Source organism: Blastococcus sp. TF02A-30 (assembly GCF_003319185.1).
Classification (GTDB): Bacteria; Actinomycetota; Actinomycetes; order Mycobacteriales; family Geodermatophilaceae; genus Blastococcus.
On the sequence record NZ_QOHJ01000006.1, the window covers coordinates 375,860 to 389,992 of the forward strand.

General features: G+C 74.2%; 11 protein-coding genes. 5 read left to right on the plus strand and 6 right to left on the minus strand.

From position 1 onward, the window contains the following. Positions 1–63: 63 nt before the first annotated feature. Complete coding sequence (locus tag DQ241_RS15725) at positions 64–2,742, plus strand: bifunctional diguanylate cyclase/phosphodiesterase (RefSeq protein WP_113831116.1); 2,679 nt, start codon at positions 64–66, stop codon at positions 2,740–2,742. Positions 2,743–2,790: 48 nt separating this feature from the next. Here the strand turns inward: DQ241_RS15725 and DQ241_RS15730 are convergent, their stop codons facing one another. After that, entirely contained in the window at positions 2,791–4,335 is a 1,545-nt protein-coding gene (locus tag DQ241_RS15730; RefSeq protein ID WP_113831117.1) for an HNH endonuclease signature motif containing protein, read from the minus strand. Between the two features lie 514 nt (positions 4,336–4,849). Between DQ241_RS15730 and DQ241_RS15735 the strand changes: the two genes are divergently transcribed. The 3 genes from DQ241_RS15735 to DQ241_RS15745 all read left to right on the plus strand — a co-directional run bounded on the left by DQ241_RS15735 (position 4,850) and on the right by DQ241_RS15745 (position 8,259). Continuing rightward, positions 4,850–5,893: a TIGR03885 family FMN-dependent LLM class oxidoreductase gene (locus tag DQ241_RS15735; protein ID WP_113831118.1), complete on the plus strand. Its 1,044-nt coding sequence runs from the start codon at positions 4,850–4,852 to the stop codon at positions 5,891–5,893. After that, complete coding sequence (locus tag DQ241_RS15740; RefSeq protein WP_113831119.1) at positions 5,890–7,560, plus strand: alpha-amylase family protein; 1,671 nt, start codon at positions 5,890–5,892, stop codon at positions 7,558–7,560. The genes DQ241_RS15735 and DQ241_RS15740 overlap by 4 nt, the downstream gene beginning before the upstream one ends. 144 nt (positions 7,561–7,704) lie before the next feature. Continuing rightward, positions 7,705–8,259, plus strand: coding sequence for a hypothetical protein (locus DQ241_RS15745; protein ID WP_113831120.1), 555 nt, complete (start codon positions 7,705–7,707; stop codon positions 8,257–8,259). A 66-nt stretch (positions 8,260–8,325) separates the two neighbouring features. Here DQ241_RS15745 and DQ241_RS15750 read toward each other — a convergent pair whose 3' ends face one another. The 5 genes from DQ241_RS15750 to DQ241_RS15770 form a co-directional block, all read right to left on the minus strand. After that, positions 8,326–9,084: a sulfite exporter TauE/SafE family protein gene (locus DQ241_RS15750; protein WP_113831121.1), complete on the minus strand. Its 759-nt coding sequence runs from the start codon at positions 9,082–9,084 to the stop codon at positions 8,326–8,328. Continuing rightward, positions 9,081–9,860, minus strand: a complete 780-nt coding sequence (locus tag DQ241_RS15755; RefSeq protein ID WP_113831122.1) for a sulfite exporter TauE/SafE family protein — start codon at positions 9,858–9,860, stop codon at positions 9,081–9,083. Before DQ241_RS15755 ends, DQ241_RS15750 begins: the two co-directional genes overlap by 4 nt. A 78-nt stretch (positions 9,861–9,938) precedes the next feature. Next, positions 9,939–10,532: a GNAT family N-acetyltransferase gene (locus tag DQ241_RS15760; RefSeq protein ID WP_113831123.1), complete on the minus strand. Its 594-nt coding sequence runs from the start codon at positions 10,530–10,532 to the stop codon at positions 9,939–9,941. A 49-nt stretch (positions 10,533–10,581) separates the two neighbouring features. Beyond that, a complete protein-coding gene (locus DQ241_RS15765; RefSeq protein ID WP_113831124.1) occupies positions 10,582–11,187 on the minus strand; it encodes a hypothetical protein in 606 nt (201 codons plus the stop codon). A gap of 100 nt (positions 11,188–11,287) precedes the next feature. Next, the gene (locus tag DQ241_RS15770; protein WP_113831125.1) at positions 11,288–13,828 is read right to left on the minus strand and encodes an RNA helicase; all 2,541 of its coding nucleotides are present in this window, start codon (positions 13,826–13,828) and stop codon (positions 11,288–11,290) included. A 164-nt stretch (positions 13,829–13,992) separates the two neighbouring features. Between DQ241_RS15770 and DQ241_RS21310 the strand changes: the two genes are divergently transcribed. Next, the gene (locus tag DQ241_RS21310) at positions 13,993–14,127 is read left to right on the plus strand and encodes a hypothetical protein (protein ID WP_255410995.1); all 135 of its coding nucleotides are present in this window, start codon (positions 13,993–13,995) and stop codon (positions 14,125–14,127) included. The last annotated feature ends 6 nt before the right edge of the window (positions 14,128–14,133 follow it).

The window sequence follows — 14,133 nt, forward strand, 5'->3', positions numbered from 1 at the left end:
ACCTCCAGCACGAGCGCCGGCACGCCGAGGTCCGGGAGGAGGGTCGACGGAGGCGGGACAGCGATGGATCACGGAGCCACACGACGGCGCCGGCTGCTGGCGTGCGGCGCCGGTGCGGCGGCCGTCTCGGCGCTGCTCGTCGCGTACCGGGCGCTCTCCGGCACGACCGCCGCGGAGATCCTCTACCTGGTCGTCGTCTGGACGGCCGCGGTCCTGGCCTGGGTCTGGGCCCGCCGGGCTCCCAGCGGGCGGGCTCCGGTGCTGCTCGCCACCGGGCTGACCCTCTCCTCCCTCGGCGACCTCCTCTGGCAGGGCCTGGTCTGGCTGGGCCACGAGCCGGACGTGTCGATCGCCGACGTCGCCTACCTGGGCGGCTACGCGGCCCTCGGGCTGGGGCTGACCGCCATGGCACGCGGCACGCGGCAGCCCGGTCGCGAGCGGATCGACGGCTGGATCGACGCGGTGATCGTCCTCGTCGCGGCGCTCCTGGTCATGTGGAACCTCTCCATCGCGGCCACGGTGGGCGATGACTCCGTGCCGATCGGCACCCGGATCGTGTGGTCCGCGTACCCCGCCCTGGACGCGGCGTTGGTCGCGCTCGTGTTCCGGCTCGTCGCCGGCGGGCGCCGGGACGGCAGCGCCCTCGCCGTGGCCGCCGGCGCGGGCTGCTGGCTGGTCTCCGACCTCGGCTACCTCGTGGCGGCCGACCAGGCCGGCACCACCGGTGTGCTGGACGTCGGCTGGATGGTCGGAGCGGGGCTGCTCGCCGTCGCCGTCCGCGCCGGCCGGCGCGTCCGCACCGTCGCGGCCCCGCCCGCCCGTGCCGGCCACGGCGTCGGCCGCCTGGCGGTGTCGCTCGGGGCGCTGCTGGTGCCGGGGGCGCTCGAGCTGGTGACCGACCTGACCGACGGGCCGGAGAACCCGCTGGCCCTGTTCGCGGCCACGGCGGCGCTGGTCCTCCTGGTCTTCGCCCGCACCCTGCGGCTGCTGGTCGCGGAGGCGCGGGCGCGGGAGATGGTGCGGTCCCAGGCCCGGTACAGCGCAGCGCTGGCGGCCCACTCGTCCGACGCCGTCGTCGTGGTCGACCGCACGGGACGGCTGCTCGGCGACGCCGGGCGGCTGGCGGGCGTGCTCGGGACGGAGCACGACGGGGACGGCGGGCTCGCGGACCTCATGCTGCGGGCCGGTCTCAACCCCGCCGAGGCGCGGATCGCGTTCGAACGGGCGCTCGCCGCTCGTGGGTCGGTCGTCAGCGCGGAGCTGGCCCGCCGGACCGGCGGCCAGGAGCGCTGGCTCGGCGTGCGACTGGTCGACCTCTCCGCGGACCCCGACGTGCGGGGCGTGGTCGTGCACGCCACCGACATCACCGAGCGCAAGCGCGCCGAGCAGACCCTCGCCCACCAGGCGTTCCACGATGCGCTGACCGGGTTGGCCAACCGGGCGCTGTTCACCGAGCGGGTGGAGCAGGCGCTGCGGCACAACGTGCGGCACGGCGAGGCCGCCGCCGTCGTCTTCATCGACCTCGACGGCTTCAAGGAGATCAACGACAGCCTGGGCCACCAGGCCGGCGACGTGCTGCTGCGGGAGGTCGCGCAGCGGCTCGCGGCGACGGTGCGGGCGGGGGACACCCTGGCCCGGCTCGGCGGGGACGAGTTCGCCATCCTCGTCGAGCAGGTCGGCGGGGCCGACGAGGTCACGGCGGCCGGCGAGCGCGTCCTCGCCGCCCTGCGCGGGCCGGTCCGCCTGGGCAACCAGGTGGTCTCGGTGTCGGGCAGCGTCGGTGTGGCGGTCAGCGACGGGGACGCCACCAGCGACTCGCTGGTCCGCGACGCCGACGTCGCCATGTACGCGGCCAAGGCGGCCGGCCGCGGGCGGGTGCTGGTGTTCGACCCGGGCATGCGCGCCGCCGTCGTGGCGCGCCGCGAGCTGGAGCGGGAGCTGCAGGGGGCCCTCGACGGCGGCGAGCTGCGGCTGGTCTACCAGCCGGTCGTCGAGCTCTCCGGTTCGACGGTCGTCGGGTTCGAGGCGCTGCTGCGCTGGCACTCGCCGACCCTCGGGTCGATCCCGCCGGACCGGTTCGTGCCCGTGGCGGAGGACCTCGACCTGATCGGGGAGATCGGGGCCTGGGTCCTGCGCGAGGCGTGCACCACCGCGGCCGCCTGGCGCAGCCGGCCGGGCGGCCGCGACCTGACCATGGCGGTGAACGTCTCCGCGGTGCAGCTGGCCTCGCCCGACCTGGTCGGGCAGATCACCGACGCCCTGGCGGCCAGCGGGCTGCCCGCTTCCGCTTTGGTGCTCGAGGTCACCGAGACCGCCCTCGTGCGCGATCCGGACGGAGCCGCCGAGCAGCTCGCCGCGCTCAGGGCGCTGGGCATCCGGCTGGCGCTGGACGACTTCGGCACCGGCTACTCCTCGCTGAGCTACCTCCGCCAGTTCACCGTCGACGTGCTCAAGATCGACCGGTCGTTCATCTCGACGATCCAGACCGCCGAGCTGCCCGCGATCGTCCGGGGGCTCATCGACCTCGGCCGCACGCTGGACCTGGAGATCGTCGCCGAGGGCGTGGAGCTCGAGGTGCAGCGCGACCAGCTGCGGGCAGCACGCTGTGAGCTGGCGCAGGGCTACCTCTTCGCCGCGCCGCTCGAGGCGGAGGACGCCGCCCTCCTCGTGCGCGACACCGCCCCGCTGGTCGACGCTGCCCCGCTGGTCGACGCTGCCCCGCTGGTCGACGCCGGGTCCTGAGCGGACGCGGATGCCGGCGCGTGCCGGTACGGCCCTGCGCCGCAACAGCTAGAAGGGCGGCGGGTCGTTGTCCGGTCCGACGTCGGGAGGTTCGCTTGCCGGGCGCTCGAGGAGTTCCCGGATCCCGAGCCGGTTCGCCGGGTGCGGCGGTTCGGGTCGGGCCGGTTCCGGGGGTGCCGTTGCGCGCAGACCGGGTGGTCGGGTGGTGCGGGTGATCCCGGACGGGGTGGTGACGTGCAGGGTGCCGTCGGGCTCCATCAGGAAGTGCCAGCCGGGGGCGAAGGTCTTGAGGCGGTGGTGGGAGCGGCACAGGCAGCACAGGTTGCTGCAGGTGGTCTCGCCGTCGCAGGCGTGCGGGCGGACGTGGTCCAGGTCGGTCCAGCCGACGCGCTGGGCGCAGCCGGGCATCCGGCAGGTGCGGTCCCGTGTCTTCGTGAACCGCTGCTGGCGGCCGGTCGGGGTGTAGGCGCCGGTCGCCGGCGGTGGCCCGAGCACCGGGCAGCCGCAGTCCTGGCCGGAATGTTCCGGACACCCCTTCTTGGCGAGGCGGAGGAGTTCGGCGACGGTGGTGGTGGCCAGCAGCCGCCCGTCGGCGTCGGTGAGCGCGAACGTCAGGCCACCGGCCGGCGGGTTCTGCAGGCCCAGGGCGCCGATCCGGGCGAGTAGCTCGCGGACGTGCGCGGCGGTGATCACCACCCCGGCTACGCAACCGGCCTCGGTGGTTCTGCCGTCCAGGGAGTCCAGGGTGGCGGTGATGGTCAGGTGCGCGGTGACCGGCGGCTGCCCGGTCCCGCCGGGGCGGCGCAGCAGCAGCGAGAACAGCTCGGTGCGCAGCGCGGCGATCGGCCGGTCGTCGCCGTCGGCCTTGGCCATCTTCGCCAGCGTGTCGATCACCGCCCAGGCCTCGGCGGCCTCGTCGGCGGGCAGGTCCGCGCCCAGGGTGGCCATCCCGTCGGCGCCGGGCTGCAGGAACACGTCGGCGGTCTTCTCCGCCCGCTTGCGCCGCTCCTCGGCGGCCGTGGCGTCGAGGGTGAGCAGTAGCTCCAGCGCCCGCGCCCGTAGGCGGGCCACCGACAGGTCCACCGCCTCGGGCAGCAGCCGCGCCTCCACCGCCCGCGTGAGCTCGGGGTCGGCTGGGCTGAGCACCTCGGCCAGCGCCGCGGCGCGGGCCACGTCCAGCTCCCCGGCCGCCAGCGCGGCGAACGTGGCCGGCAGCCGATCCCGCCACACCCGCGCCCGCGAGAACAGGTGATCAGCCGTTCCGCGGCCGCGGTTGAGCACCAGCGCCAGCTCCCCGGCGAAGAACTCGCTGACCCCGGCCACGCCGCCGTCCGCGCCCCACCCGGACGACCCGGCACCCGGCTCACCCGGGCGCGGATCGGAGACGTCCGGGGTCAGCTCGGCCATCCGCAGCACCAGCTCGGCCTCGTAAGCGGCATCCACCGCCTTCCGCCGCTGCAGCCGCACCAGCTCCGCGGCCGCCTGCTCCTTCGACAGCAGCCCCACCGGCAGCACCGCAGATGCGACCGACTGGTCCAGCGACCAGTCGATCAGCACACCCTCGACGAGCGAGGAACCGGCGATCCGAGGCACACCCCCACGCTAGGGAAGGGGTACGACATTTCCGCTGGTCCAGCCCGAGCCAGGCCCGCCACACCGCGTCGGTGACCCGCTGGCTCCGGTCCACCCGCCGCTGTTCGGTCCCGCCGTCCTCACACCCCTGGCGGACGAGCTGCGCAGCCGGGGCGACGAGGTGGCGCTGCCTGACCTGCGGGCCGCGGTCGACCCAGCCCCCGGCTGGCCGGAGCGCTGGCAGGCCGCCGCCGCGGCGGTCGCCGCGGCCGACGCCGGCTTCGGCTTCTCCGGAGCCGGCGTGACGCTGCCCGCGCGGTCGCGTGGGTGGACGCGCTGGTGCGGGGCGGTCGGATCCCCGACTGGACGACGTGGTGCCCGACGCGCGCGACGACCTGCCCCCGGACGAGCGCCCGCGCGCTGTTCCCGGCCACCGGGCAGCCACCTCGACGTCGCCGTGCTGCCGGAGCGGGCGATCGAGCTGCTCGGCTGAGTCCGCATGGCCCCGCGGCCGGCACTTCGGTAGGCATGGCGCATGCCGGTGATCGGATTCCACAACTCCCACGAGCAGGTCCACCCCTCGGAACTGCTGACGGCGGTCCAGCACGCGGAGGAGGTGGGCTTCACCGCCGCGATGTGCTCGGACCACCTCACGCCCTGGAACCCGCGCCAGGGGGAGTCGGGGTTCGCGTGGTCGTGGCTCGGCGCCGCCATGGCCACGACGTCGCTGCCGTTCGGCGCGGTGAACGCCCCGGGGCAGCGCTACCACCCGGTGATCGTCGCCCAGGCGGTCGCCACGCTGGGCGCGATGTTCCCCGGCCGGTTCTGGGTGGCGCTGGGCAGCGGCGAGGCGATGAACGAGCACGTGACCGGCCAGAAGTGGCTGCGCAAGGACCTGCGCGACGCACGCCTGCGCGAGTGCGTGGACGTCATCCGCGCGCTGCTGGCCGGCGAGGAGGTCAGCCACGACGGCCTCGTCACCGTGGAGCGGGCCAAGATCTACACGCTGCCGGACATCCAGCCGGCCCTGATCGCCCCGGCGGTCAGCGTGGCCACCGCGCGCAACGGCGCCGACTGGGCCGACGGCCTGGTCACCATCAACCAGCCGCACGACAAGCTGCGCGAGATGATCGCCGCCTACCGCGACGCCGGGGGGCGGGGAAAGCTCGTCCTGCAGGTGCACGTCTCCTGGGACCCCGACCCCGACCGAGCGCTCGGCATCGCGCACGACCAGTGGCGCAGCAACGTCTTCCCGCCGCCGCTGTGCTGGGACCTCGACAGCCCGGAGGCCTTCGAGCAGGCCAGCGCGCACGTCGCCCCCGAGGACGTCACCGGAGCGGTCCGGGTCTCGGCGGACCTCGGGCAGCACACCGCCTGGCTGCAGGAGTACCTCGAGCTGGGCTTCGAGGAGATCTACCTGCACCACGTCGGCAAGGAGCAGCGGCCGTTCCTCGACGCGTTCGGCGAGCACGTGCTGCCGCAGCTCGGCGTCACCGCCCCGGCGCCCGTGGCGGCCGTCGACCCGCCCGGCCCGGCGGAAAACCTCCGTCCCCACGTCGACCCGGTGCCGGCGCCGTGAGGATCACCGACACGGCGGACCTGTGGTGGAAGAACGCCGTCGTCTACTGCCTCGACGTCGAGACGTTCATGGACTGGAACGGCGACGGCATCGGCGACTTCGCCGGCCTCGCCCAGCGGATCGACCACCTGGCCGACCTCGGCGTCACGTGCCTGTGGCTGATGCCCTTCTACCCGACCGCCGAGCGGGACGACGGCTACGACATCACCGACTTCTACGGCGTCGACCCGCGTCTGGGCACCCACGGCGACCTGGTCGAGGTGATCCGGACGGCGAACGACCGGGGCATGCGGGTCATCGCCGACCTGGTCGTCAACCACACCTCGCGCAAGCACCCGTGGTTCCGGTCGGCGGAGTCGTCGAAGGACTCGCCCTTCCGCGACTTCTACGTGTGGCGCTCGGATCCGCCGCCGGACACCTCCGACCAGGTCGTGTTCCCCGACCAGGAGGACAGCATCTGGACGCTGTCGGAGAAGACGGGGGAGTGGTACCTGCACAAGTTCTACAAGGAGCAGCCCGACCTGAACGTCACGAACCCGAAGGTCCGCGACGAGGTCGCCAAGATCATGGGCTTCTGGCTGCAGGTGGGGCTGTCGGGCTTCCGCGTCGACGCCGTCCCCTTCTTCCTGGAGACCGCCGGTGCCGACGGCGGCGCGCTCCCCGAACCGCACGCCTACTTGCGGGCCCTGCGCAAGCTGCTCGGCCGGCGCACCGGCGACGGCGTCCTGCTCGGCGAGGTGAACCTGCCCTACGAGCAGCAGCTGGACTTCTTCGGCGGCACCGACGGCGACGAGCTGACGATGCAGTTCGACTTCGTCGGCATGCAGGCCCTCTACCTCGCCCTGGCCCGGAGCGACGCCGGTCCGATCGCGGCCGCCCTGCAGGGCCGGCCGACGCTGCACCCCGACTCGCAGTGGGCCACCTTCGTGCGCAACCACGACGAGCTGACCCTGGACAAGCTGACCGACGACGAGCGGGCCGAGGTCTTCGCCGCGTTCGGGCCCGAGGACCGGATGCAGGTCTACGGGCGCGGGCTGCGCCGGCGGCTGCCACCGATGCTCGACGGCGACCCGCGGCGGGTGCGCATGGTCTACAGCCTGCTGTTCTCGCTCCCCGGCACCCCCGTCCTCTTCTACGGCGAGGAGATCGGGATGGGGGAGGACCTCGACGCCGAGGGACGCCTCGCCGTCCGGACGCCGATGCAGTGGACCTCCGGCCGCAACGGCGGGTTCTCACCCGCCGGCCCGCGCAAGCTGCCCGGCCCCGTGGTCTCGGGCGGCTTCGCCCCGGAGTACGTCAACGTCGCCGACCAGCGCAACGACCCCGATTCGCTGCTGTCGTTCATGAAGCTGCTGATCCGCCGCTACCGGGAGTCGCCCGAGCTCGGCTGGGGCGGCTTCCAGGTGCTGGAGCACCCCTGCCCGGAGGTGCTGGCCCACCTCTGCACCTGGGACGACGGCGCGCTGGTGGCCCTGCACAACCTCGGGCCCGAGCCGCGGACCGTGCCGTTCATGCTGGAGGGGTGCGACTCCTCGCACCGCCTGGTCGACCTGCTCGAGACGGGCAGCACGCCGGTGGCCGACGACGGGACGGTGGAGATCACGCTGGGCGGCTACGGCTACCGGTGGCTGCGCGTGGTGGCGGAGGACAGCCGCCGCCTGGTGTGAGGTCGACATGTCGCCCTGCCGCCAGGTCGGGACGGCGACATGTCGACCGGCGGCGCGCCCTCACCCAGCGTGCGCGCCTCACCGGGGCGGCGTCCCGGACGCGTGCGGCGGCTGCGCCTAGCGTGGCGCACGAGGTGATCAGTCGTGAGTGAGAGCAAGGGAAGCACGTCCGTCGGCACGAGCACGGCCGAGATCCCGGTGATCCGGCCCGGCACCGTGCCGCCGCCGGAGACCGCACCGGCAGCGCCGGCGGTGCCCCCGGCATCGGAGCAGGTGGCGCCGGAGGGCGACCTGCCGCCCGGCGCGCAGGGGACGGCGCCGGTGACCGTCCGGCCCCGTCCGCGGATGCCGCGGCGTGGGCCGATGACGATCATGGGGCCGTGGGCGCCGGTGGCCGGTGGCCTGCTCGGGCTGGTGGTGGGCGGCATCGTGGCCGCGGTGCTGGGCGGTGTCGCGGAGTCGTTCGAGCAGCGGCTGGCGCTGGTGTTCGTGGTGCTGGGGCTCGGCATGCTCGGGACCGCGGGCACGCTGCTGGCCGACGAGGTGCGGGTGATCCGCCAGCGCACGCGGGAGGCCGCCGTCCGGCCGCAGTGGGTGGAGGCGACCGCGGGGCTGGTCAACGGGCTGACCCCCGCCCGGCTGCTGCTGGTGGTCAGCGTCGTCGTCCTGGTGCTGGCCGCCTGGGTCGGGCGCAGCTGAGGCGAGGTTGCGCGCTCAGCGTGGCTCCGGCGCCGTCCGGACCACGCTCAGCGCGCAACCACCGGATCAGGTGTAGGCCTGGACGCCCAGGTGCACCGCGAGGCCGAGCCCCGCGACGGCGATGAGCGTGCGCAGCGCCGCCTGGGGGGCACGGCGCACCACGCGGGGGCCGATCCGGCCGCCGGCGAAGAAGCCGATGGCCAGCGGCAGCGCGGCCGACCAGGCGACGTCGGCGAGGACGACGAACGCCAGCGCCGCGATGCCGTTGGCCACCCCGAGGACCAGGTTCTTCATGGCGTTCGACCGGGGCAGCTTCTCCCCGGTGGTGAGCAGGTACATCGCCAGGAGCAGCACCCCGGCCGCCGCGCCGAAGTAGCCGCCGTAGATGGTCACGGCGAAGGTGCCCACGGGCAGCCAGCGCGGGTCGCGCGCGTGCCCGGCGGCCTCGGCGGCCAGCTCGCGCGGCGGCCGCTGCACGAGGATCGCCACCGAGGCGAAGGCGATCAGCCAGGGCACGATCCGCTCGAACGCCTCGGTGGGGGTGAGGAGCAGCAGGGCGGCGCCGGTGGTGCCGCCCAGGGTCGCGGCGACCAGCAGCGGCCGCACCCGCCGTCCCTGGCCGCGCAGCTCGGGGCGCGAGGCGCTCACCGAGCCGACCGCGTTGAGGACCAACGCCACGGTGTTGGTGACGTTCGCGGTGACCGGCGGGATTCCGGTGGCCAGCAGCGCCGGGTAGCTCACCAGCGACGCGAGGCCGGCGATGCTGCCCGACAGGCCGGCGCCGATCCCGGCCAGCACGAGGAACGCGAACTCGAGGACGTTCACCGGTTCAGCAGCACCCCGATCGCGACGAGCCCGAGGGCGACGATCGCCGTCCGCAGCACGGGTTCGGGCAGCCGCCGCCCGTAGCGGGAGCTCACGTACCCGCCCACGAGGGAGCCGGCGGCCAGCAGCCCGGCCGCCGTCCAGTCGACCCGGTCGGTGGCGACGACGACGTACGCCCCGGCGGCCACGGTGTTCACCGTGAGGGTCAGGACGTTCTTCAGCGCGTTGAGCCGCTGCAGCGGCTCGCGCAGCAGCAGCCCGAAGATGCCGATCTGCAGCACCCCTTGGCTGGCCGCGAAGTAGCCGCCGTAGGTGCCGGTCACGTACGCGCCGCCGAAGAGCGCGGCCAGCCGGCCGCGGCCCACGCGCGGCGGTGGTTCGTCGCCCGAGCGGCGCCGGGCCAGCGACCGCTGCACCAGCGGCTGGACCGCGACCAGGACGACGGCCAGCCCGATCAGCACCGGGACGACGGCCTCGAACGTGGACGCGGGCAGGTGCAGCAGCAGGAACGCACCGGTGAGCCCGCCCAGCACCGAGGCCGGGATCAGGCTGAGCAGCAGCCGCTTCTGGCCGCGCAGCTCGCGCCGGTAGCCGAACGAGCCGCTGGCGTTGCCCGGCACCAGCCCCAGCGAGTTGCTGATCGTCGCCGGCACGGGCGGGATGCCGACGGCGAGCAGGACGGGGAAGGAGACCAGCGTCCCGGACCCGACGACGGCGTTGATGCCGCCCGCGGCCAGCCCGGCGGCCGCGACGGCGACCATCTCCCAGCCGGTCATGCGCGCATCCCCCCCGAGACTTGCACGTCCCGGACGACGTCCGCTCAGGCGTGCGGCGTCGATCTCCTCACACCCGGGTCAGTCGTGGGCGGCGATGCGCGCGATCGTCCCGTCGTCGAGGTCGCGGTCGGCGTAGACCAGCCGGACGGCGTCGGGGTCGGGGTTGCCGGCGTCCGGGCCGCGCCACACCAGCCGCAGCCCGGCGCGCTCGGCCCGGCCCTTCGACCGCCCGTTGTGCTCCAGCAGGTAGGCGACGACCGGGACCTCGGGGCGCAGCTCGTGCGCGGCGTCCACCGCCGCGGCGACCAGCTCGGCGGCCAGCCCCTGCCCCCATGCGGGCGGGGTGAACCGGTAGTAGAGGTTCCACCAGGACGTTCCCTCGCGGATCGCGCAGCCACCCGTGCCGACGACCTCACCCGCGTCCAGCCCGGTGCCGGGCAGGTCCTCGAGCAGCCGCGCCGTCCAGTAACCCAGCCCGTCCCGCGCCCAGTGCCGCTGCGAGTGGGCGATGCCCTCGGCGGTCTGCTCCGGTGCGGTGTGCCGGCCCTCGGGCAGGTGCGCCCACGTGCCGGGGTCGGACAGCAGCGCGTAGTGGGCGTCGAGGTCCTCGGGGACGACGGCGTCCAGCCGCAGCCGCGGGGTGGTGACGTGCCTCAGGTCCCCGGTGCTCATGCCCGGCATCCTCGCCGGTGACCGCACCGGCCTGCGCGCCAGGTGCGGCTCAGCGCTCCGCGAGCGTGACCAGAGGTGGTGTGAGCATCGCCTTCAGCGCGCCGAGCAGGCCGAGGGCGGCGACCGCGACGGCGCACCACGTCCCGGCGCCGAACCGGTCGACCCGCCACCCGGCGTCGGCCACGACGACCAGCACCGCGGCGGTGGCGGCCGACGCCACGACCAGGGCCAGCAGGCCGACCGTCCGGTGGGCGTGGGCCGGGACCAGCAGCAGGAGACCGAGGAGCAGCAGCAGGCCGCCGCAGACCACGACGACCAGCGGCGCCGCGTCGCCGTCGCCGACGGACTCGGCGACGCCGGACTCCAGGGCCTGCCCGCCGCGCTCGACCAGCGACAGGCCGGTCGGCTCCTCCCCGGACGACCAGGACAGCACCAGGCTGACGTTCGCCGCGGCACCGGCCAGGACCAGCGCGCCCGCGGCCACCCGGTCCGGCCGCCGGACGGCGGTGAGGGTCACGGCCGGCGCGGCGGCGGTGCCCTCCCCGGTCTCGGCGGGAAAGCCGAGGATCGTCGGCTCGCTCTCCGGCGGCGGGTACGGGGGTGGTGGCAGGGGACGGCGGCGGCGGGAACCACGGGGATGCAGGCGCTGGGTCATCGGGTCCTCCGACGGCGCGGGCACGGGGAGGAGCCCGCCACACCGCCGGTTGTATTTCCGGACCGACGCCGGGGCGAAACATCCCGGCGTCGGCCCTGCGTCAGTCCTTGCGCCCGGCGTCGACGAGCCGGATCACCGCCGCACCCTCCTCGTCGGAGGCCTCCAGGTCGACCTCGACGTCGAAGCCCCAGTCGTGGTCGCCGGCCGGGTCGTCGACGATCTGCCGCACCCGCCAGACGCCGGGCTCCGACTTGTCCCAGATGAGCAGCGCCGGACCGCGGGCGTCGCCGCCGGTGCCCACCGAGTCGTGCTCGGCGAAGTAGGCCTGCACGACCTCGCCCCAGCGGTCGGCGTCCCAGCCCGAGCCGGAGTCCAGCTCGCCCAGGTCGTACCAGCGGCGGCGCGCCCACAGCTCCACCCGGCGGAACAGCGCGTTGCGGACCATCGCGGTGAACGCCCGCTCGTTGCCGGTGAGCGGCCGCGGCCGGGTGGGGACGGCGACCTCCGCGACCGGACCGTCGTCCGGGTTGGTGAGGGCCTCCCACTCGTCGAGCAGCGAGGAGTCCACCTGGCGCACCAGCTCGCCCAGCCACTCGACCAGGTCGGTGACCTCCTCGGTGCGCGCCGCGGTCGGGACTCCCGAGCGCAGCGCCTTGAACGCGTCCGAGAGGTACCGGAGCACCGCCCCCTCGGCGCGGGTGAGCCCGTAGGTGTTCACGAACTCCCGGAAGGTGAACGCCCGCTCCCACATCTCCCGGACGACCGACTTCGGCGAGAGCAGCGCGTCGGCGGCCCAGGGGTTGCTCCGCCGGTAGACGTCGTAGGCGTGGCCCAGCAGCTCCTCGAGCGGCTTCGGGTAGCTGACGTCCTCGAGCAGCTCGATCCGCTCGTCGTACTCGATGCCCTCGGCCTTCATCTGCGCCACGGCCTCGCCCTTGGCCTTGTTGAGCTGCGCGGCCAGGATCTGGCGCGGGTCGTCGAGTGTGGCCTCGAGAACGCTCACGACGTCGAGCGCGTAGGTGTCCGACTCGGGGTCGAGCAGCTCGATCGCGGCCAGCGCGAACGTGGACAGCGGCTGGTTGAGCGCGAAGTCGTCGGGCAGGTCGAGGGTCAGGTCGTAGCGGCGGCCGTCCGGCTCGGGCTCGGGCAGCCGCTCGATCACGCCGGCCTGCAGCAGCGAGCGGGCGATGCCGATCGCCTCGCGGATCAGCCGCAGCTGGCGCTTGCGCGGCTCGTGGTTCTCCGTCAGCAGCCGGCGCATCGCGGGAAACGGGTCGCCGGGGCGGTCGACGACGTCCAGGACCATCGCCGTCGTCACCCGCATGTGGCTGGTCAGCTTCTCCGGCTCGGACTCGATCAGCCGGTTCATGGTCGTCTCGCTCCACGGGACCATGCCCTCGGGCGCCTTCCTGCGGACCAGCTTGCGGCGCTTCTTCGGGTCGTCGGCGACCTTGGCGAACTGCTTGAGGTTCTCCACCTCGTGCTCCGGCGCCTGCACGACGACGGTGCCCGCGGTGTCGTAGCCCGCGCGCCCGGCCCGGCCGGCGATCTGGTGGAACTCGCGGACCTGCAGCAGCCGGGTGCGGGTGCCGTCGTACTTGGACAGCGCGGAGAAGACGACGGTGCGGATGGGCACGTTGATGCCCACGCCCAGGGTGTCGGTGCCGCAGATGACCTTGAGCAGCCCGGCCTGGGCCAGCTGCTCCACCAGCCGCCGGTACTTGGGCAGCATCCCGGCGTGGTGGACGCCGATGCCGTGCCGGACCAGCCTGCTCAGCGTGGTGCCGAAGGCGGAGGAGAACCGGAAGCCGCCGATCATCTCGGCGATCGCCGCCTTCTCCTCCTTGGAGCAGACGTTCACGCTCATCAGCGCCTGCGCCCGCTCCAGCGCCGAGGCCTGGGTGAAGTGGACGACGTAGATCGGCGCCTGCTTCGTGTCCAGGAGCTCCTGGATCGTCTCGTGCATCGGCGTCGTGGCGTAGTAGTGGTGCAGCGGCACGGGGCGGACGGCGTTGGCGACCAGCGCCGTGGGGCGGCCGGTGCGGCGGGTGAGGTCCTCGCGCAGGAACGTGACGTCGCCGAGGGTGGCGCTCATCAGCAGGAACTGCGCCTTCGGCAGTTCCAGCAGGGGCACCTGCCAGGCCCAGCCGCGGTCGGGGTCGCCGTAGAAGTGGAACTCGTCCATGACGACGAGGCCGACGTCGGCGTCCGCCCCTTCTCTGAGGGCGATGTTGGCCAGCACCTCGGCGGTGCAGGCGATGATCGGCGCGTCCCGGTTCACCGCCGCGTCGCCGGTGAGCATGCCGACGTTCTCGGCGCCGAAGACGCCGCAGAGCGCGAAGAACTTCTCGCTGACCAGCGCCTTGATCGGCGCCGTGTAGTAGCTGCGCCGCCCGGCGGCCAGCGCCGCGTACTGCGCCCCGGTGGCGACCAGCGACTTGCCCGATCCCGTGGGGGTGGCGAGCACGACGTTGGCGCCGCTGACCAGCTCGATCAGCGCCTCCTCCTGCGCCGGGTACAGCGTCGTGCCGCTGGCCTCGGCCCAGGCGGCGAAGGAGGCGAACAGCTCGTCGGGATCGGTGCCCTGCGCGCGCAGCGCGGAGAGGTCGGTGGGGTCGGCGATCAGGGGAGGCGCGGTCATCGTGAGGGACAGCGTGCCCGACGGCCCCGGGCTTCCCGGGCACGGGCACGGCACCCGGCTCGAGAAAGAGCACGGACACGATCCGGTAACGAAGCCTCCGGAGACGTGTGAGATGTACCGTTGGGACCTAGAAGGTGAACAACAGGTGAACGGGAGGTGGCGCGATGATGCGCGACAAGTTCTGCCCCGAGTGCCGTTGGGTGCCGGTCGTCGACGGCTCCGGCCGGCGTCGGCTCGAGATGCGCTGGGACCTGCCGATCGCGGCCCCGGCGGCGTCGAGCCTGGCGAAGGCCGCCTGACGCACG

Coding starts and splice junctions, on each gene's coding strand:
- DQ241_RS15725 (WP_113831116.1), top strand. CDS start 64: ATGGATCACGGAGCCACACGACGGCGCCGGCTGCTGGCGTGCGGCGCC.
- DQ241_RS15735 (WP_113831118.1), top strand. CDS start 4,850: ATGCCGGTGATCGGATTCCACAACTCCCACGAGCAGGTCCACCCCTCG.
- DQ241_RS15755 (WP_113831122.1), bottom strand. CDS start 9,860: ATGACCGGCTGGGAGATGGTCGCCGTCGCGGCCGCCGGGCTGGCCGCG.
- DQ241_RS15760 (WP_113831123.1), bottom strand. CDS start 10,532: ATGAGCACCGGGGACCTGAGGCACGTCACCACCCCGCGGCTGCGGCTG.
- DQ241_RS15765 (WP_113831124.1), bottom strand. CDS start 11,187: ATGACCCAGCGCCTGCATCCCCGTGGTTCCCGCCGCCGCCGTCCCCTG.
- DQ241_RS15770 (WP_113831125.1), bottom strand. CDS start 13,828: ATGACCGCGCCTCCCCTGATCGCCGACCCCACCGACCTCTCCGCGCTG.
- DQ241_RS21310 (WP_255410995.1), top strand. CDS start 13,993: ATGATGCGCGACAAGTTCTGCCCCGAGTGCCGTTGGGTGCCGGTCGTC.